The organism is Paenibacillus etheri (assembly GCF_001012825.1).
GTDB lineage: Bacteria > Bacillota > Bacilli > Paenibacillales > Paenibacillaceae > Paenibacillus_AQ > Paenibacillus_AQ etheri.
Genome location: NZ_LCZJ02000023.1, coordinates 110,103 through 129,031, shown reverse-complemented (window position 1 = coordinate 129,031; position 18,929 = coordinate 110,103). Strand labels below are relative to the sequence as shown.

Here is an 18,929-nt window from a genome sequence, read left to right as displayed (position 1 = left end):
TATGAATTATAGAAGTGAAAGAAATGTTAGCTTCATAGTCAAATTATTTAGAATTTTGGCATCATTCGCAATTTTTCTTCTTATCATATCAATCCTAAAAATCATTGATTGGAAGTTCCTTATAACCTTTTCCTATATACCTAGTATTCAAGATATCATTTATGAATGCGTATCCGTATTCTCTGATTTAGAGATTTACGGAAATATATTAATCACATTAGGAAGAGTATACTCCGGATTTATCTGTGCTGTTATTTTAGCCATTCCTTTCGCGATATTGATTACCGAAAACCGACTTGTGCGTCATTATATCTATCCGGTTTTTGAATTTATCCGACCAATACCAAACGTTGCTTGGGTTCCAATATCAATTGTGCTTTTCCAGTCTATCAATTCCAGTATGCTTTTTATCACATTTATTGGAGCTTTCTTTCCGATACTTATTAATTCCGTTGAAGGATTAGGGAATATAAACGAAAACTACAAAAAGATTGCAAAATCATTTCATGTTACCAGATGGGTCTATATTACTGAAGTTATGATCCCTGCCACCTTTCCTAATATCTTTACAGGGTTATTACTTGGGATGAGTGGTTCTTGGTTAGGTGTAGTTGTAGCAGAGATGATCAGCGGGCAATCCGGCATCGGGTATCTTACATGGGTGAATTATACACTTTTAAATATGTCCGGTGTGGTGATGTGTATGTTTATAATCGGAGGGTTGGGAGCATTCTCTACGTGGCTACTCAGAAAAATTAATTACTTTTCAATCCGGATGTGACAGAAAATGAAAATGTTTAATGATAGTAAAAACTGCGTAGAAATAAAAAACTTATCAAAAACGTTTATACGTCCTAATGGAGAAAAGGTCAATATTTGCGAGAATTTAAATTTGTACATTGAGAAGGGGAAAATTAGCAGTATTATTGGTAGCTCTGGTTGTGGGAAAACCACGCTGCTAAATATGATTGCTGGTTTTGAAAATTATGATGATGGAGAAATCTATCTAGCCCCCAATTGTAAAATTGGTATTTTGTTTCAGAATAATGTTCTGTTCCCATGGAAAACAATCATGCAAAATATATTATTTGCCTGTAGGAATTATTTTGATGATCCAAAAGCTGTAATTCGGGAATACCTTGCAAAAGTAGGACTTAGTGAGGTGGAAAACTGTTATCCAAATGAATTATCTGGCGGGATGAACCAGCGTATCGCCTTGTTAAGGATACTATTAACTAGCCCTGATTTGATTATATTGGATGAAGCATTCGGAGCTTTAGACTACCAAAATAGACTTGAAATGCAAAATTTATTTTTAGAGCTGCATAAGGAACGTAAATTCACTGCATTGGTTGTAACTCATGACATGCTTGAAGCGATCACATTAGGCGACAATATTTTTATTTTTTATGATCAACCTCTTAAATTTAATATCATCCAAAATAGTGTTAAGTCAGATGGTAACTATTCATCAATTATTAACCAAGTTGAATCCATATTCAATATTAGTGACCAAAGCAAGTATAATAAGGAGGTTTAAATCATGAAAGAAAGCTATGCTATCACAGTTTCATTAGGATCCGGTAAGGAAATTAAATTTGATAATTTATCATTTGGTGAAACATACGATTTTGACAATGAATACTTGAATATGAGCATAGGAAAAAATGAAGAGAATGATATTGTGGTTTCAACTAAAGATAATTTTGATTGGATAAAGAAAATACGCTATCGTTTTACCCTTGAGATGCGTAATTATTCCAAGGTTATAGCACCTGACAGTGGTCGATGGTTCCTTCGTTATATGAGCTTAATCGATTTTTGGAGAAATAGCCGCCAGTTCACTTCAAATATAGGAGACATAAAAATTCCGCTTTTTATGTTTTTGAAAAATGATGGAAGCGTGGGAAATGCAGTAGGCGTGATCGGAAATAATATTGAAACCCAATTTATAATCATAGAACCCGAATCTAACCGGGCGCTCAATGTGCATACAGGGAATATTATACTTGACATTGTAAGAGGAAATGATAAATATCCTATTAAATCCTCTGTTTATAGCGAAAAGGTGTTTCATTATACTTCAAATGTTGGAGAAAGCAGACCTTGGTTACTTGTTCAACGCGACTTTTCCGATCAGCAACGTCAAAAGTATACGATTAAAGAGCAATATCTGGAGAAGGCACTGGAACCTATGTGGTGTTCATGGGTCGATTGGGACAGCAAGGATATTAATACGGAAATGCTCTTATCAAACATAAAATCAGGCATAGAACTAGGTATAAATAATTTTATTATTGATGACGGATGGTACGGTAATGGGTTGGATAGTGACTATTCTATTGATATGAACATTGGCGATTGGGAGCCCGATCCGCAAAAAATACCAGATATGAATCTATTAGTTGCTAGAGCCCATGACATTGGAGCCAGACTTATTATTTGGTGTGCACCTCACGCGGTAGCTCTTAAATCAAAAGCATACCTGGAAAACAAAAATTATCTTATTGCCGATGCTAATGGAGAGCCTTATCTTAATGATCCGCAATATTATTCCTATTGCTTTCAAAGCCCTGAAGGCCGTGAAATTATGGCTGAAATTTGTTTAAAGCTGATGGATAAATGGGGTTTTGATGGTGCGAAGTATGATTTATTTAATTGGGTACCCGATATTGAATGTCAAAACCCTAATCACAATCATGATACTCATTCCATGATTCAAGGACTTGAAAAAACTTTTGCGCGCATTGAAGAAAAAACCAAATCAAAAAAACTAGACTATATTGTTGAGTTAAAACAAAATTACGGAACTCTTTTTAATATGAGGTATGGCAATCTTATGAGAGCTGGGGATGCGCCATTTGATTTAGAAACTAATTATCAAAGAACCCTTCATATCCAGTCATACACCCCCTTTGCATTAAATGATTATCAATCTTTTACAGTTAATGACACAAAAGAAGACGTTGCTTGTACAATTATAAAGATGCTTGCGGCCGGTGTTCCTGCGTATGGAGTGAATTTCTCTAAGTTGTCTGAAGAAATCAAAAAAGTGATAAAGTACTATAATTCTTTTTACAAAGAAAATCTGGAGACATTCAAAAATTTTCGTATTCCGTTAAATCCCGCCAACACCTCAATGCTTGTTGAAGGAACTGATAAGAGATTTGTTTTTCTTCTCCCGCCTATTAATATTGTAGATATTGTAGGAAATGACGTCGTAGTATTCAATGGTAGTTACCGTGATACTATTATTATTAATAATACAGTTCCCACTAATTACAATGTTATAGTTAAGGACTGTTTTGGCAATAAGGTAAACAGAATTACTATTATTAATCAACTTGAAGAATTGAATGTACCTATCGGAGGCAGTATCACGATTGAACACTAATAAAAAACTCATTATTAACATGTGCGAACTTGTGTTTTTTGTTACTCATCTGACGATGAGGATATAGTACAATTGTAGAAATGTGCCTCATGATTATACTGACTAGTTATTTTAATTAGCTAATTAATTTATATATCAAACTCACCCATTCTGGTTGCTGGTTATTGTGTTTTGATTTTTCATTGTAGATGACTCCACATCTTTTTACCTTGAGATAAAATGGTATAGTATACAGTATCATTTCTATATAGTGGAATATAGTAAACATGCATATCTTTTTTAAAGAGAATAGTTAAAAGTAGAAGGGTGTTGTTTCAATTGAGCGACTATATCATGGGGCTAAGAAAACTAGTAGGTTCGAGGCCGCTTATTATGGCAGGAGCCTGTGTTTTGTTGTGTAGCGAGCAACAATTACTATTACAACGTAGAACGGACAACGGTTGCTGGGGGTTGCCAGGTGGATCGATGGAGCTTGGAGAGACTTTGGAAGAGGTTGCTAGAAGGGAGCTTTTTGAGGAGACAGGTTTACAAGCCAGAGGACTTGAATTGTTCGACATGTTCTCTGGACAAGAACTTTATTACAAATATCCAAACGGTGATGAAGTATATAATGTTGTAGCCGCTTACCTATGTACAGAATTTGACGGTGTGCTTAAAGAAGATGGGATTGAAGTGCAAGAAGTCCGTTTTTTTAATTATGGAGAATTGCCTAGTGAGTTATCACCTCCTGATGTTCCAGTCATTAAGAGATTTATGGATCGTTTTGTGAAGTAAGACCACATCTTACTTAAAGTGTCACCTTTCCCAGCGAACCATAATACGATGAAATATGAACCATGACATTAGCCCGGAAAGGTGTGCGATTATGAACGGAACAATCCTCAATTTCTTTGCTGGCGGCAATACGGCTCACGGCTTTTACAGCCTCTATGAGTCGTCATTGCAAAGTTTAACTCGTCTGTATGTTTTAAAAGGAGGCCCAGGTACGGAGCAGACCAAACTGATTAGAGAAATCGGAGAGCAGCTGAATCAACAAGGCTATGAGATCTGGTTCATCCACACTGCATCAGATAACGATTCATTCGACGGTGTGATTATTCCCAAATTAAATATAGGAATTGTGGATGGAACAGCTCCGCGTGTAATAAACCCTGAACTGCCTGAAGAGTCCATCGTATTCGTAGATTTGGAGCAGGTCGCTGATCAGTTCCAGTTGAGCCAGCAGAAGTTGGAAATCGATAATTTAGTCGGAGCCATTAAACAAGAACATGAATTGGCTTATGCTGGCTTTGCTGAAGCTCTTCGCATTCATGACGAATGGGAAGCGATTTATATCGCGAAAATGAATTTTCAAGCAGCCGATGAGCTGACACAGGAGTATATTCAGCATCTGTATGATGATCAGACATCTGAAAAATCCAGCCGGGTAGATCATCGTTTTTTAGGTGCGGCGACGCCTAAGGGGGCAGTGGATTTTGTTCCTAATCTAACCTCAGGACTAAAAAGATATCTGGTTAAAGGACGTGCGGGCTCCGGAAAATCTACACTGTTGAAGAAAATAGCGGCTGAAGGCATCAAGCGTGGTTTCGATGTTGAAATTTACCACTGTGGCTTCGATCCAAATAGCCTTGATATGATTATAGTGCGTGAGCTTCGATTTGCTATTTTTGATAGCACGGCTCCACATGAATACTATCCAGATCGAGACACCGACGAGATCGTCGATATGTATTCCCGCTGTATACAGCCCGGTACAGATGAAGAATATTCCGAAGCTATAGCCGGCATTAAAGAGCGGTATTCGAGCACCATGAAACAATCCACACAACATCTGACAGACGCAAAAGTATTCCTAGTCGCGTTAAAGCAAATCTATACTTCAACCGTGGATTTTGATCGTGTAGACCAGATTAAATCGCAGATTTTAGACGAAATCAACGAGATTGTTGAAAGTCCACTGGAGGTTTAATCCTTCATTTAAGATCGCTCTCTAGAGGGCGGCCTTTTTTGCGAGAAAAGAAATTGGTATGGTACATACGCACCAATGCGGTTATTTCCACTGGATCTGTATCCAAGTATGCTCTCTCTAGTAACAACGATAAGGGAGAGAGAAACTTATGAATGATCAGAAAGAGATGTTTAGAACAGGGCTTAAAGATTCTGTCGCAATTGTTGCAGGATTTATCCCAGCTTGCTTTACGTTTGGATTGGTCGGTAAGGGGTTAGGTCTAGGAAGTCTGGAAGTATTCTTATTGTCAGCGCTCGTATTTGCGGGGGCTAGTCAATTTATCGGTGTGAAAATGCTTGCCGCAGGAGCAGCCGCTCCAGTGATTTTACTGCTTACCCTGATCATTAACTTAAGATATCTGTTTATCAGCTTATCCTTTGGAGGGCAGCTAAATCGTAATATCAGTGTACTAGCGAGAACTTGGATTGGCTTCAGTCTAACAGAAGAGGTGTATGCAGTTAGTATGATCCCTCGAGAAGAAGCAAATCGTAAAACGGAGAATGAAAAAATGAACCAGCTCTTAGGACTTCCTTATCTGTTGGGCCTACAAATCCCTCCATATGTCGCTAACCTGATAGCAACGGCTTCGGGGATAACTCTTGCTTCCTATATCCCAGCTTTATATTTACCGGCACTAAACACTTCATTATATGCCTTGCTGATTGCACTTGTTGTACCTCAATTGAAAGGCAGCTTACGGAATATGGCTATTTGTTTATCAGCTGCAGGATCATCTTGGCTACTGAACCCATTGCTGGGAAACTCTTCGATCCTTATAGCTATGTTGATCGGCATGGCAGTGGGTTCCTTAATTAAAGGGCAAGTCAAAGCGGAGAAGGGGGTATCCGTATGACTATATTAATCATCATAGGTATGGCTGTTATTACATTTTTATTTCGTTTTGTGCCTTTGCTGCTTACGAATCATACGAATGGTTCTTCCAAAGTCGAAGCGTTGCTGGAGTATTTGCCTATAGCGGTTCTTAGTGCGTTTACGGTACCTGGAATCATTCAGGTAGACCCAGATGTTAATCTTGTGGGTATCGCAGCAGGGACTGTCGCTGTTATACTGGTATTAATTAGAAAAATTCCGCTGCTCCTCGTGATTCTAGGCTCTGTTTCCGCAGCAATACTCGTAAAAATGCTAACCCTTTATTTTTAAATCAAAAGTCGGAACAGAAGGGGAGGACCTCATATGAAGCATGATTTGCTGATCACACTCGATAAAGAACGACAGATCCCGTTTAGCCGTCAAATTTACGAGCAAGTTCGATATGCTATCCATTCTGGAGCTTTAACTGGGGGTGACCCCCTGCCTCCGTCTAGAACTTTGGCCAATCAGCTTGGAGTATCCAGAAGTGTGATCCTTCAATCCTATGAGCTACTACAGGCAGAAGGGTATCTAGAGATGAGAAAAGGGGCGGGAACGTTTATTGCGGAGTTGACGTTGGAAGAGAAAGTTACAAAAGATTATGAGAGCCCTTACAATTTTATAACAAAGGGACCTGATTTCCTTACGCTTAATCCTCCTCTGACTAGTGAAGTTGATCATTTGAACCCGGTATTCTGTGATTTTCGGCATGGTGTGCCTGCTTGGGACGCGTTTCCTATGGATCAGTGGCAAAAAGCTCTAATGAATGCTTGCCGCCGCGCCTCACCGGATACTTTAGGTTATGGTCCCGCGGAAGGTTCATTGGGACTGCGCCGTGAGATTGCACGGTTACTACGTTCCACACGATCTATGCCCGTTGTTCCGGAACAAATCGTGATTACTTCTGGAGCTACGCAAGCACTCGATATTTTATCGAGGATTTTCTTATTTAAAGGTGATCATGTCATTGTCGAAGATCCATCACATAGCGTTGTACGTGAAATTTTTTCTTTTGCTGGGGCAGAGGTCATCCCTGTTAAGGTAGATCAAGATGGCATCTGTGTGGAAGAACTCCAAACCAACAGTGATAACGATAAAGAAGCCAATCTTATAAAATCTCCAAAGCTAGTCTATGTTACGCCCTCTCATCAGTTCCCTTTTGGGACGACACTGTCCTTGAAACGAAGGGTTCAGCTGTTGGATTGGACCAAAGCTAATCAAGCTTTTATTATTGAGGACGATTATGACAGTGAATATAGGTATGAGGGTCCGAAAATATCCGCGCTTGCTGGTCTAGATGTAGAAGGCAGAGTGATATATGTGGGTAGCTTTAGTAAAGTATTATTTCCTTCTCTGCGGATAGGTTATGTTGTGTTGCCTCCGGCTTTGCTTCAACCTTTTTTGGCTGTTAAATGGATCACAGATCGCATGTCTTCTGCTTTGGATCAGGAAGCGTTAGCAGAATTTATTCAGAATGGTCACTATGCAAGGCATGTTACACAAATGGGAAAGCTGTATGCCTCTCGTAGAGCCTGTCTTGTAAACAGCTTGAATACTGAATTTGGGAGTCGTGTGCGATATTATGGCGAGGAAGCGGGACTACATTTATTGATTGAGCTGGAGTCGGATGCCGAAGAGAATCGTATTGCTGAAGTGGCGCTCCGTTACGGAGTTCGCGTTTATCCTGCATCTTCTTATTTTCTGGGGAGTAAACCTAAGGGGCCAGTGTTTCTACTCGGCTATTCTAATCTCTCTGAGAATCAGATTAAGATGGGTGTGAACAGACTGATGTTAGCCGAAACAGAAGCGACAGTTAGTAGAAGTCATTTGTAATAGTAAAGTTGGAACTTTATCATATAACTTGCAGGATCCCTCTATAGTTTCGGCCTTCAGGCATTCATAATGAAAGGTGAAGTTATTTCTAATTCTGGAGGTTCTTATGTTATTTTAATATAGATTGGAACCAGACGGAGCCGCCCGGAATACAACAGTAATAAAATCCGTGGAGGTGCTCATATGTTTGCAATCATGCAATTAATAGGTGGGGTGATCCTGTCTTTGGGATGGATTCCTCAAATTATTCAAATCCTTAAATCAAAATCCGTAGCCGATTTAAATTTGAAGTCGTATTTTCTTATGCTGCTCGGAATTAGTCTAATGGAAGCTTACGCGATCAGTTTAGCGGTTACGGGAGTAGGTTTAGCTTTTTTAATTACGAATACGATGTCCTTATGTGTAGTGTTACTGGTTATTATTCTGGTGATTAAATATCGAATAAGATCATGAATGAAGTTAAGAATCTTTATAAAAATAGAGCTAACTTAGGTTAGTGAATTGTGGAGGTACATTTGAGCGGAAAATATTTTACATATGAAATCGATGCTGTTACTTTTCAATTGCAAGCGCCTTGTGATTTTGCTTGGTTATCTAAACTTGGTAAGGTGTTCAAAGTATTCGATCAGCAGGACTCCGGAAACCTTTCTTTTGGTGTGGAGAAGGAGGGTCAAAAGTATTTTGTGAAATTTGCTGGGGCAAAGCCTTTAACTTACGATGGCAATCCCTTGGATGCTGTTAGCTGTTTAATTGAAGCTATCCCGTTGTATAACGAACTTGAATCTAAATCGCTGATAAATCTGGTCTCACACTTTGAAGTTGGAGCGGGATATGCAGCGGTGTTTGAATGGTTTGCTGGTGAATGTTTGCATTCGCATTGGCTGTTTGCGGGTGAAGCTAAGCTGAGCCATCCGGAATCGCCTTTTTACCGCTATAAGCAATTAACTGTTGAACAACGTTTAGCGTCCTTAGACGTAATCTTTTCGTTCCATGAACATGTAGAGTTGCAAGGTTATGTAGCTGTTGATTTTTATGATGGAAGTATTCTTTATAATTTTGAGAACGATGAAACAAGGATTTGTGATATTGATTATTATAGACCTAAGCCTACTGTAAATGATCTGGGAGAGAACTTCTGGGGCTCATCCAGATTCAAGTCACCGGAAGAGTTTGCGCTGGGTGCACCAATTGATGAAGTTACAAATGTATTCAACATGGGCGCAACAGCATTTGTTCTTTTAGGGGGCGCTTCCGACCGATCGTTTGCAAAATGGGAAGCCAGCCAAGCACACTACGAGGTTGCTTTACGAGCGGTTAGCGTGGATCGGAAGCATCGGTATCAGAGTGTAGCCGATTTTAAATTAGCTTGGGATAGAGCAGGAATTGTTTGAGGGATGTGGGAAGTGAGGGATAGAATTGCAGGTAAACTTGTTTAATCTGGAAAAAGAAAACGAAGTTGATCTAGAGTACGTTGTTATTATGGTTAAGCATGGTGAAGAATGGATCTTGGTTAGACATCAGAACCGTTCGACGTGGGAGTTTGCCGGAGGACATATAGAGGTTGGCGAAACACCGGAGCAGGCTGCTGCTAGAGAATTATATGAAGAAACTGGAGCTGAGCAATTCTCTATCGTTCCTATAGCTGTATATACGGTCATTATTGATGATGCACCCGGGAGTTTTGGAAAGCTGTATTTCGCTAATGTGGAACGATTTGCTGAGCTCCCTCCATATGAGATGGCAGAAATCAAAGGATATACCGAGATACCAACAGAGTTGACTTATCCCTTGATTTATCCAACTCTGATTTCAAAAGTTCAGGATTTCATCAACAGTTTGTCTTTAGATGCAAGATAAGAATGATAGCCCTGCTATTGTCACATGATATGATTAATAAATAGAACAAGCAGGAGGGATTTTATTGAAAAGAGACATTCAACATGTTCCCTACGGCTATGAGCCACCGGTTGAACAACGTAAAGGAACGTTAGTGTTTTACGATTCTTTTGAACATATAACAGATCAGGAGCTTGAAGTCGCGGCAAAGACGGCATCAGATCGGCGTTTCACTAAGCTGGTGCTATATCCACTACATGAAGAAACGGTGAGACGGATGACCAAAGAGCCGGTGAGCGCTTATTACAAGCGTGAGGACCGGCTGCATGAATGGAAAAGAGAGCAAGGACGTAGCTTTGTCACGGTAGAGAGTTTGGAGGGGAAGCGAAAGAAGTATACTCCGCTTGATTCTGCGCTTCGGCATCTTGCAGAAATCTATCCTTCGCCGATTTTTTTGTATATAACGCCTGAGGTGGCGAATCAGTTTGCGTCATATTCTTCTTTTGAAGAGTGGATTGTAAAGATTCGGTTATTGTTGCCATCTGCCCCTTCATCACTCCATCCAAGGCTACTAAAATTTCGCCATCGCTGGGATGTTGTTGGAGAAGAACGGGATTAAAGGTAAGGGATTGCCGATTTAATTTGTGCTCTGTTTACGTTTGTAATTGTACATTCTCCACTGATAATGGATAAAACATCCGATGCAAAAACCAAGAATCGCAACAGTGGCCGCTACTGCAACGAGTGTAGTGAAAATATAGGCAGCAATCGTCCAGCCAGCGATGAAGCTGATCAGACCACCTGCTAGGCAGAAGACAGCAATCGATTGGTTAAACTGTTGTTGTGACCAGTCTTCGAGTACATAGTGCGAACGTTCTTTTGTAAGAAAATTAGCTGCTAGCTTAATTATGGGATTATAACCGAATAAGAGTCCGAGTAATCCGGCGATCAAGGGCAGCGCAAGTATCCAGTGCTGTCCTGTTAGCCATGTTAATATAACTGAAATGATGATGAACGCCTGATTAGTCTTTACTAGTGGCCGAGGAATTCCTTTGGACATATTCTGCATATTATTCACACCTTTCTCATTGGAATAATTATAGTATACGCTGAGGTTGAGGGAATGGGAAGTAGATTACTTTGAATTTAAGTAATTTATATGTTGACATATCTCTTTAAAATATGGTTTTATTATGTAGACCAATTGTTATAATGCAAAGGAAGTGTCAGCTTGTCGAACAAGCCGAATACGCGTGAGGCGATTCTGGACACCGCTTCGAAATTATTTTTTTCTCAGGGATATCATGCAACAGGACTGAATCAGATTATTAAAGATAGCGATTCACCGAAGGGATCTCTTTATTATTACTTCCCCCACGGTAAAGAAGAGCTGGCTTTAACATGCATTAACCGGACTAGTCTAACAGTCGCACAGAAGCTGAACTGTCATATGGAGAGCAGCAATAGTGCGGCTGAAGCAATGGAGGATTTCATTCTCGGCATGGCTATGGATGCAGTAGAATCTTCATTTGAGGGGATTGTTCCATTTAGTTTTTGGTTAGCGGCGGAGACCTCTTGTATTAGTGAGGAGCTGCGGACTGCATGTAAATCTGTGTTTGTGGACTTGCAGGATGTGATTAAGAAACGCCTTCTGGAAGAAGGTGTGGAGAGCAACACTGCAGCCGATAAGGCTTCAGTAATAGTCTCATTATTTGAAGGAGCGCTTCTTCAGACGCTGACTTTACGGGATGAACAGCCGCTTCTCGCGGCGGCGAAGATTATCCCAGCAATACTTGGTTAGAGATAGAAATAGATAAGAACATCAGGGGGATTAAGAGTGGAAGCGACTATGCAAGGAAAGCAACAAAAGGAAGTAAAGAAGTTTAAAACCATTCCGATTCTAGTCTCTTTACTACTTGCAGGATTTATCGGAATGTTCAGTGAAACCGCACTAAATGTAGCTTTAAGTGATCTTATGAATGTCCTTCAAATTACTCCAGCGACAGCACAATGGTTGACGACGGCTTATCTGCTTACACTGGGAATTCTAGTACCGATTTCGGGTATGTTGCTTCAGTGGTTCTCGACTAGACAGTTGTTTGTTGCTGCATTATGTTTTTCAATACTTGGAACGTTTCTAGCTGCAGTATCACCTAGTTTTGAGTTCCTATTAACAGCTCGTGTGGTACAAGCAATGGGTACTGCGCTCCTATTACCACTAATGTTCAATACCATCCTTATCATCATTGCTCCTGAAAAACGTGGGGCTGCGATGGGGATGATCGGTTTGGTTATCATGGTAGCGCCAGCGATCGGTCCTACTGTTGCTGGTCTTCTAATTGAAAGCCTTAGCTGGCACTGGATCTTCTGGCTGTCACTTCCATTCTTGGTGATCGCATTGATATTCGGGATCCTCTTCATGCAAAATGTAACGAAGGTTACGAAGCCGAAGATCGACATCCTCTCCATAGTGTTATCATCAATCGGGTTTGGTGGTATCGTGTTTGGTTTCAGTAGCGCCGGTGAAGAAGCTGGTTGGGGAAGTCCAAAAGTAATCATAGCTATAGTAGTAGGTGTGGTATCACTCTTGTTGTTCGGTTTGCGCCAAATGAAGATGAAGCAGCCTATGATTAATCTGCGTGCTTTTAAATATCCAATGTTCTCCATTGGTGTGGCGATGGTATTTATTTGTATGATGGTTATCCTATCCTCCATGTTGATTCTTCCAATGTATCTTCAACAGGGTCAAGGATATACAGCGTTTAAGGCAGGCTTGCTGCTACTTCCAGGGGGGATTATTAACGGATTGATGTCCCCAATCATGGGTCGTCTGTTCGATAAATATGGTCCAAAATGGCTCGTTATTCCGGGTCTGATTATTGCAGCTACTGCTTTATGGTTCTTCTCCAGTATTACTGTAGCTTCTACGGTCGTATTCGTAATCGTACTTCACAGTACGCTTATGATTGGTGTGTCGATGGTATTTATGCCTGCACAAACCAACGGAATTAACCAGCTGCCGCTAGAATTATATCCAGATGGTACAGCGATCATGAATACATTGCAGCAGGTTGCTGGTGCGATCGGTACTGCATTAGCTGTCAGCATTATGTCCGCAGGCTCTAAGAGTTATATGAAGACTGTGGCCGATCCTGCCGATCCAGCTAATATGTTGCCTGCGTTCACGCAAGGTGTACAAAATGCATTTATTTTCGGAATGAGTATGGCGATAGTGGGTCTAATCCTTGCTTTCTTCGTGAAAAGAGTAGTTGTTAATCATAAAATGAATACACCAATGCACTAATAAATAAGATTATCGTACAAAAAAAGATTACTATAAGGTAACATTTTGTATTATCCCCTTACGGTAGACAGTGGTTAAAGTTCATGAGCTTATGGACTTAACACTGTTGATCGGAGGGGATTTTTATTTTGCTTGTGGGTTTAATTTATGTGAAGGGTAGATGTCGATTAAGTTACACTATTGATACTCGTAATTTCGAATTATTTAGTACAATTACATAAAAAAATGACGTAAGGAGATCTTACAATGAACTGGAAAAAAGTTGGATTATTAAGCGCTGCTATAGTACTAGGTTCTGTGGGTGGTTTTGGGAGCATACATACAAACACTGTAGCTGCCGCAACATCGAAAGAATCCACAAGTGTATATAAGTTATTTCAACAATATGTACAGAAGCCGGCATCACTTGCACATGCACGCAATTATTTGATTAACCATATCGATGAAGTGGATACCTGGACAGCGATAATGATGACGCTACAGCTTGAGAATGCACAGAACGCACACTTGCGTGCATACTCAGAAAAAGTTTATCCAGAGAATGTTCAGAAAGCGATAAATAGTGTCTATATTAAAAGCAAAAGTCTTAAGTATACTGGCCTACTCAATGCGATCAAAGATTCCAAAGTGTCCAGCGTATTAATTGAAGGCTCGAATAAGGGTTATCAAATAATGACCAGTGAGGGTATGTATTATCCAACGATGAATTATGAAAGCTTCAAAATATTTAAGCCGTATATATCGAAGGACATCGCTGCTTACATTGATATTATGGCTACTGAGACCAATCAACCGAGTTTATCGGATGGGGCAGTTGCGATAAGCTGGTCAGATTTAACAAATAGAGTGCTTGCGATGGAGAGCTTTGTGACGAAATATCCTTCTTCGAACCGGTCAACAGCTATTCAACAACAGCTTCAAAATGCGACCGGTTATTTATTATATGGAGTAAGCAACACGTCTGTATATGGTGATGATCCGCAAGTAATTGATCCAGAAGTCAGACAAGCCTATGAAGCGGCGGTGAAGAATGCCACAGGAGATAGTAGGATCGTTACAATTTTAGAAAAGCTGCTGAAATTACTTGATTCTACACATAATAAATTTACACCTGAAGTAGAAAAATTTCTAAATGAAACCATAAATTCAAAATAATTATTTGACTTAAAGTAGTCTAATGTAAAGAAGCGGTTCAACACCACATTGAACTGCTTTTTTTTATGGAGCTTGATTAGCGGATTATGTACCCCTTTGGTTATGATCATAGGGTTGCAATAGATGAGAGTGGGACCTCTCCCCAGCAGAAAACCGAGAAGTGTCCGCCACTTAACTTCTTTTTAAGAAAAATGCTGGGCTATATTAGTCAGATACTCTTCTTCATCTGTATTTTCTTTCATATGAATGAGCATTTTGGCATCATCTCCAACAACGTATCGGAATTGACTTGTCCCATCTGTGGCGGCTTGATATATGGTTTCCGCAACAATTTCTGGAGGCGAAGCGTACGCAGGTTGTTTTTCCATCTCACCCAATTTACCTAAAAATGCAGTAGTAAAGGGCTTATAATCTGTTAATGCATCATTAAAAAAGAACTCCATCGATCTTCCACCAAAGTCTGTTTGAATAGCACCTGGTTCAATTAACTTTACTTTGATGTTTTGTGAAGCTAATTCATAAGATACGGATTCAGAAAAACCTTCTACGGCGAATTTAGTTGAATGATACAGAGACATCGTAGGAAAGGTTACTTTCCCTCCCATAGAAGAGATATTGATCAGCAAACCGTTTTGATTAGATCTAAAATGTGGCAACATAGCTTTAGTCATACTGATAAGACCAAAAACATTCACTTCAAACTGTCTTCTGATCTGCTCATCTGTAGCTACTTCTATAAGACCCATTGTTCCATAACCAGCATTATTGAGAAGAACGTCAATTTTACCGAACCGATTAATTGCTTCCGCTAATGCAGAATGAATCGTATCTACTTTCTCAACATCAAGTCTTAATACCAATACATTATCAAGAGTGATAAGTTCACTTTCTTGTTCAGGAGAACGCATCGTGGCTACGACGTTCCATCCTCTTTCAGCAAAATGTTTTACTGTAGTTCTCCCAATGCCAGACGAAGCACCCGTTATAAAAATGGTTTTCATTAACAATTCCTCCTAAAAGTTTTATGAGCGTTACAGCTTCATTTGGTGCGTACAATACAAAACTTACTTCGTAAGCACTATCTGCTCCATGTTTGACAAACCTTCGGCTATGATTCTGAGTTTTGCTTTATATTCTTCTATACCAATTTGGATGCAGATGATCTGTGCTGGATGCATTTCATCTTTATAAAGTGAATACTGGTCAAGTAATTGATCTAACTTATTCTGTGATTCCTCTTGTGCTTGCTTCAACCAAATAATCACCTTGTCATACCCAACAAATTCTCCAAAATATAACCTCATCATAAAATCAGATTTCTTAATACTGTCTGCCTCGAGTGGGGCTAATAAATAGGCATTAAAACTTTCTCTTCCTTTATCCGTGATATTTAAAAGATTCTTATTAGGCTTGCCTTCTTGCTGCACATTTTCCTTAGTTATCAAACCCTCCTTTTCCATTCGAGCAAGTGTAGGATAAATCGTTCCATAACTAGAACTATAGAAATTAGAGAATACATTCTCCAATAACTGTTTTATTTCGTAACCAGTCTTCGATTCTTTCATAAGCATGCCTAAAATAACATCCTGACTGTTCAAAATAGAGCCTCCTTGTAGTTTAGAAATATTTGTATACCACACTTATAATATATCGGTTCAATATATATTGTGTCAATATATATTATTTTGATACAAGAGACTTCATCAAATTCATAAACCTCGTGCACTTTGGGAATTGTTTGGAATGGGTACTATGAACCAATTAGTTTCAGGTTATTCCCGTATGTCTAAATATTAAGTACAATTACATATATGGCAAAAGGGAGGTTATTTATTGAACTGGAAAAAAACCGGCTTGTTAAGTATTTCTATTGCCCTTGGTTCAGTGACAGGATTAAGTACTTTGGGCATTGAACCAGTACTTGCCGCAACGGCAACGGAAACTGTAAAAGTCTATAATCAATTCCAGCAGTATGTACAGAAGCCAACATTTCTTGCTAACGCACGTAATTATTTGATTAATCATATTGATGAAGTGGATAAATGGACAGCGACACAGATGACTCTTCAGCTAGAGAATACACAAAAAGCTCATTTATCTGTATACTCAGAAAAGGTTTTTCCGGAGAAGGTGCAGAAAGAGATAAATAATGCTTTTTCCAAAGGCAAAAATCTAACTTATACCTCACTCCTTAATACGATTAAAGATTCCAACGTACGTAATGTGTTAATAGAAGGCCGTGATAAGGGATATAAGTTGGAGACCAGTGAGGGCATGTACTATCCGGTAATGCATTATGAGGGTTTTAAGACTTTTAAGCCATATGTTACGAAAGACATCGCAGCTTATATTGACATTATGGCCACAGAATCTAATCAACCGAGTGTATCTGATGCAGCGATTGTAATTCCATGGGCCGAGTTAACGAATAGAGCGCTTGCAATAGAGGATTTTGTGACGAAATATCCTGCTTCTAACCGTTCAACCGCTCTTCAAAAAGAACTTCTCATTGCAACGTCTCGCTTATTATATGGAAGTAGTAATACACCTGCATATGACTATGATGAGCAAGTTATCAAACCAGAAGTGAAAAAGGCGTATGAGGATGCACTAAAAGATAGAAAAGTTGATACTAGAATTCTTTCGATTTTAGAAAAGCTACTACAATTACTTAATTCCACGAATAATAAATTTACACCTGTAATAGAAAAATTTCTAGTTGAAACCGTAAACTCGTAATTATTTGAGTATGTGAAGACAACAACTGAGAAGAGGCTGGATGAATTGAGATTGGGTTCTAGAGGAACAAGAGTCGCAGTTTTTGCAGTTGTGCTGTTGTTGTGGACAAACACTATATTTATGGGCAGTGCTGATGCTGCTTATGTCGGCTCTTCAACAGACTCCGTGCTACAGCAGATGCAAATGGAGAAGAAGAACCATTTACCGCAAGGTTTTGTCTATCTGGATGAAGTGATTCCTACCGCACAATTTGAGATTCGTTATTACGGGGATAATAATTTTGTGGGGAAGCGGATTGATGACTACAAGGCGCCCTTAGCGATATTCTCGCGGACAGCGGCAACGGCTTTGAAGGCTGTAAGTGAGGATTTAGCGAACAAAGGCTATATCCTTAAAATTTATGATGCTTATCGCCCGCAGACGGCAGTGAATCATTTTGTAAGATGGTCGCAGAATGCCGCAGATACTAAGATGAAACAGCAATATTATCCGCGACTGGATAAACGTAATCTATTTAAACTTGGTTTTATCGCTAAAAAATCTGGACATTCCAGAGGTAGCACCGTCGATTTAACGATCGTAAATATAGAAACGGGAGCTGAAGTAGATATGGGCAGCCCGTTTGATTTTTTCGGAGACATCTCCAATTACGATACGTCCTTAATCAACAAGACTCAGAAAGCAAATCGGGCAATCCTCAAAGAGGCGATGGTAAAACAGGGATTTAAACCTTACAGCAAGGAATGGTGGCATTTTACATTGATCAAGGAACCTTATCCAAAACAATACTTTGACTTTAAGGTAGAATAACCTAGAAACTTGAATATCCATGAAAGAAGCGATTCACTTTTTTTGTTGAGCTTTACTACCATTAGGATTAGCAGATGCTGGAAACGCACATAATACTAATAGTCAAAAAAAGGGAGGTTTCGAACGGATGAACAAAATCGCGGTTGTTGTTGTATTAAGTGTACTGTTATTGGTAAATGGATTTGGTGGAACTACCTATTCTACAGCTTGGGCAGATTCTAGTGAAGTAAAGGTGGTCTTGAATGGTCAGGTTCTGAAATTAGATCAATATTCAGCTTATCCTAACGGTTCTACAGTCATGCTTCCCCTTAGAGAGGCAGCAAGCATCTTAAAATATCAAACCACTTATCAAAAAAGTACGGACACCATTACATTAAGCGGAGTCAAACAAAAGATTGAATATAAAGTAGGAGACGACCACATTACCATTAATAATACTGAGAAAAGAGATTTTAAGGATAATGTTGTGTTTAGGAAGGAACACTTATATGTTCCGCTCTCCTTTTTCACTAGTGTAGGACTAGTGACCGCCTATAATGCTGACGCTAATCTAGTGGAAGTATATGCGCCCGAGGTTACAGCAAGCGTGATAGCGGGACTGCTGAGCACTGGACAATTTCAAGAATTAGAGAATCGATTCTTTAGTGATGAAATGAAACGTTCGCTTTCCACAACGGGTTTACAGAAATATTGGGCTGATTTTACTGCACGAGCTGGTACTTATCATGGCATAAAGTCTACTGAAAGTATTCAAAAAGAAGATCAAATGTCAATACAATGTGTACTTGGCTTTGCTGTAACGGATGCATCCCTTGAGTTTGTTCTTGATAAGTCTGGTAAGATTGTTGAATTAAAGGGAAATCTGCCCTCCATTTAACCTGGAGAATATTAATGATATAGTTTAATGCAATAGGCTATGCGTGCGTTCCTTAAGAAGAAATTTCTTATTGGGACCATGCATAGTCTTTTTTGCGTTTCAA

Annotated in this window: 21 protein-coding genes; 18 read left to right on the top strand and 3 right to left on the bottom strand. The window is 39.4% G+C overall.

The genetic code is table 11. The features are described 5' to 3' along the window. Position 1: 1 nt before the first annotated feature. The 12 genes from UQ64_RS13810 to UQ64_RS13755 all read left to right on the top strand — a co-directional run bounded on the left by UQ64_RS13810 (position 2) and on the right by UQ64_RS13755 (position 10,560). Entirely contained in the window at positions 2-781 is a 780-nt protein-coding gene (locus UQ64_RS13810) for an ABC transporter permease (RefSeq protein WP_060624037.1), read from the top strand. A gap of 6 nt (positions 782-787) precedes the next feature. Continuing rightward, positions 788-1,540, top strand: a complete 753-nt coding sequence (locus UQ64_RS13805; RefSeq protein ID WP_060624036.1) for an ABC transporter ATP-binding protein — start codon at positions 788-790, stop codon at positions 1,538-1,540. A 3-nt stretch (positions 1,541-1,543) separates the two neighbouring features. Beyond that, entirely contained in the window at positions 1,544-3,394 is a 1,851-nt protein-coding gene (locus tag UQ64_RS13800; RefSeq protein ID WP_060624035.1) for an alpha-galactosidase, read from the top strand. 333 nt (positions 3,395-3,727) lie between these two features. Then, positions 3,728-4,168, top strand: coding sequence for an NUDIX hydrolase (locus UQ64_RS13795; protein WP_060624145.1), 441 nt, complete (start codon positions 3,728-3,730; stop codon positions 4,166-4,168). Positions 4,169-4,259: 91 nt separating this feature from the next. Further along, positions 4,260-5,363, top strand: a complete 1,104-nt coding sequence (locus UQ64_RS13790) for a PRK06851 family protein (protein ID WP_060624034.1) — start codon at positions 4,260-4,262, stop codon at positions 5,361-5,363. Between the two features lie 148 nt (positions 5,364-5,511). After that, complete coding sequence (locus UQ64_RS13785) at positions 5,512-6,255, top strand: AzlC family ABC transporter permease (protein ID WP_060624033.1); 744 nt, start codon at positions 5,512-5,514, stop codon at positions 6,253-6,255. Further along, the gene (locus tag UQ64_RS13780; protein WP_060624032.1) at positions 6,252-6,563 is read left to right on the top strand and encodes an AzlD domain-containing protein; all 312 of its coding nucleotides are present in this window, start codon (positions 6,252-6,254) and stop codon (positions 6,561-6,563) included. Before UQ64_RS13785 ends, UQ64_RS13780 begins: the two co-directional genes overlap by 4 nt. Before the next feature lie 33 nt (positions 6,564-6,596). Next, entirely contained in the window at positions 6,597-8,105 is a 1,509-nt protein-coding gene (gene pdxR / locus UQ64_RS13775) for a MocR-like pyridoxine biosynthesis transcription factor PdxR (RefSeq protein ID WP_060624031.1), read from the top strand. Positions 8,106-8,288: 183 nt separating this feature from the next. Next, the gene (locus UQ64_RS13770) at positions 8,289-8,558 is read left to right on the top strand and encodes a PQ-loop domain-containing transporter (protein WP_060624030.1); all 270 of its coding nucleotides are present in this window, start codon (positions 8,289-8,291) and stop codon (positions 8,556-8,558) included. Between the two features lie 62 nt (positions 8,559-8,620). Continuing rightward, entirely contained in the window at positions 8,621-9,496 is an 876-nt protein-coding gene (locus UQ64_RS13765; RefSeq protein ID WP_060624029.1) for a serine/threonine protein kinase, read from the top strand. Positions 9,497-9,521: 25 nt separating this feature from the next. After that, positions 9,522-9,962 (top strand): NUDIX hydrolase, encoded by a 441-nt coding sequence (locus UQ64_RS13760; protein ID WP_082651123.1) that lies wholly within the window; start codon positions 9,522-9,524, stop codon positions 9,960-9,962. Between the two features lie 64 nt (positions 9,963-10,026). After that, positions 10,027-10,560 (top strand): hypothetical protein, encoded by a 534-nt coding sequence (locus UQ64_RS13755; RefSeq protein WP_060624028.1) that lies wholly within the window; start codon positions 10,027-10,029, stop codon positions 10,558-10,560. A gap of 18 nt (positions 10,561-10,578) precedes the next feature. Here the strand turns inward: UQ64_RS13755 and UQ64_RS13750 are convergent, their stop codons facing one another. Continuing rightward, positions 10,579-11,010: a DUF4395 domain-containing protein gene (locus tag UQ64_RS13750; RefSeq protein WP_060624027.1), complete on the bottom strand. Its 432-nt coding sequence runs from the start codon at positions 11,008-11,010 to the stop codon at positions 10,579-10,581. Positions 11,011-11,172: 162 nt separating this feature from the next. Between UQ64_RS13750 and UQ64_RS13745 the strand changes: the two genes are divergently transcribed. The 3 genes from UQ64_RS13745 (at position 11,173) to UQ64_RS13735 (ending at position 14,400) form a co-directional block, all read left to right on the top strand. Then, the gene (locus UQ64_RS13745; RefSeq protein ID WP_060624026.1) at positions 11,173-11,742 is read left to right on the top strand and encodes a TetR/AcrR family transcriptional regulator; all 570 of its coding nucleotides are present in this window, start codon (positions 11,173-11,175) and stop codon (positions 11,740-11,742) included. A gap of 48 nt (positions 11,743-11,790) precedes the next feature. Then, positions 11,791-13,245: a DHA2 family efflux MFS transporter permease subunit gene (locus tag UQ64_RS13740; RefSeq protein ID WP_060624144.1), complete on the top strand. Its 1,455-nt coding sequence runs from the start codon at positions 11,791-11,793 to the stop codon at positions 13,243-13,245. A 246-nt stretch (positions 13,246-13,491) separates the two neighbouring features. Beyond that, positions 13,492-14,400, top strand: coding sequence for a hypothetical protein (locus UQ64_RS13735; RefSeq protein WP_060624025.1), 909 nt, complete (start codon positions 13,492-13,494; stop codon positions 14,398-14,400). A gap of 182 nt (positions 14,401-14,582) precedes the next feature. Here UQ64_RS13735 and UQ64_RS13730 read toward each other — a convergent pair whose 3' ends face one another. Continuing rightward, positions 14,583-15,401 (bottom strand): SDR family oxidoreductase, encoded by an 819-nt coding sequence (locus UQ64_RS13730; protein ID WP_060624024.1) that lies wholly within the window; start codon positions 15,399-15,401, stop codon positions 14,583-14,585. A gap of 63 nt (positions 15,402-15,464) precedes the next feature. Further along, positions 15,465-15,998, bottom strand: coding sequence for a PadR family transcriptional regulator (locus UQ64_RS13725; protein ID WP_060624023.1), 534 nt, complete (start codon positions 15,996-15,998; stop codon positions 15,465-15,467). 235 nt (positions 15,999-16,233) lie between these two features. On the opposite strand from UQ64_RS13725, the gene UQ64_RS13720 reads away from it, so the two are divergent. From UQ64_RS13720 to UQ64_RS13710, 3 genes are all read left to right on the top strand, one after another. Next, positions 16,234-17,139, top strand: a complete 906-nt coding sequence (locus tag UQ64_RS13720) for a hypothetical protein (protein ID WP_060624022.1) — start codon at positions 16,234-16,236, stop codon at positions 17,137-17,139. 12 nt (positions 17,140-17,151) lie between these two features. Beyond that, positions 17,152-17,949 carry a M15 family metallopeptidase gene (locus UQ64_RS13715; RefSeq protein WP_209445793.1) on the top strand — a complete coding sequence of 266 codons (798 nt, stop codon included), beginning with the start codon at positions 17,152-17,154 and terminating at the stop codon, positions 17,947-17,949. A 127-nt stretch (positions 17,950-18,076) separates the two neighbouring features. Further along, positions 18,077-18,826, top strand: coding sequence for a stalk domain-containing protein (locus UQ64_RS13710; protein WP_060624021.1), 750 nt, complete (start codon positions 18,077-18,079; stop codon positions 18,824-18,826). Positions 18,827-18,929 lie beyond the last annotated feature (103 nt).

What these genes read in the sequence shown, in the direction of transcription:
- UQ64_RS13810 (WP_060624037.1), top strand. Translation starts at nt 2, where the DNA reads ATGAATTATAGAAGTGAAAGAAATGTTAGCTTCATAGTCAAATTATTT.
- UQ64_RS13805 (WP_060624036.1), top strand. Translation starts at nt 788, where the DNA reads ATGAAAATGTTTAATGATAGTAAAAACTGCGTAGAAATAAAAAACTTA.
- UQ64_RS13800 (WP_060624035.1), top strand. Translation starts at nt 1,544, where the DNA reads ATGAAAGAAAGCTATGCTATCACAGTTTCATTAGGATCCGGTAAGGAA.
- UQ64_RS13795 (WP_060624145.1), top strand. Translation starts at nt 3,728, where the DNA reads ATGGGGCTAAGAAAACTAGTAGGTTCGAGGCCGCTTATTATGGCAGGA.
- UQ64_RS13790 (WP_060624034.1), top strand. Translation starts at nt 4,260, where the DNA reads ATGAACGGAACAATCCTCAATTTCTTTGCTGGCGGCAATACGGCTCAC.
- UQ64_RS13785 (WP_060624033.1), top strand. Translation starts at nt 5,512, where the DNA reads ATGAATGATCAGAAAGAGATGTTTAGAACAGGGCTTAAAGATTCTGTC.
- UQ64_RS13780 (WP_060624032.1), top strand. Translation starts at nt 6,252, where the DNA reads ATGACTATATTAATCATCATAGGTATGGCTGTTATTACATTTTTATTT.
- pdxR (WP_060624031.1), top strand. Translation starts at nt 6,597, where the DNA reads ATGAAGCATGATTTGCTGATCACACTCGATAAAGAACGACAGATCCCG.
- UQ64_RS13770 (WP_060624030.1), top strand. Translation starts at nt 8,289, where the DNA reads ATGTTTGCAATCATGCAATTAATAGGTGGGGTGATCCTGTCTTTGGGA.
- UQ64_RS13750 (WP_060624027.1), bottom strand. Translation starts at nt 11,010, where the DNA reads ATGCAGAATATGTCCAAAGGAATTCCTCGGCCACTAGTAAAGACTAAT.
- UQ64_RS13740 (WP_060624144.1), top strand. Translation starts at nt 11,791, where the DNA reads ATGCAAGGAAAGCAACAAAAGGAAGTAAAGAAGTTTAAAACCATTCCG.
- UQ64_RS13735 (WP_060624025.1), top strand. Translation starts at nt 13,492, where the DNA reads ATGAACTGGAAAAAAGTTGGATTATTAAGCGCTGCTATAGTACTAGGT.
- UQ64_RS13730 (WP_060624024.1), bottom strand. Translation starts at nt 15,401, where the DNA reads ATGAAAACCATTTTTATAACGGGTGCTTCGTCTGGCATTGGGAGAACT.
- UQ64_RS13710 (WP_060624021.1), top strand. Translation starts at nt 18,077, where the DNA reads ATGAACAAAATCGCGGTTGTTGTTGTATTAAGTGTACTGTTATTGGTA.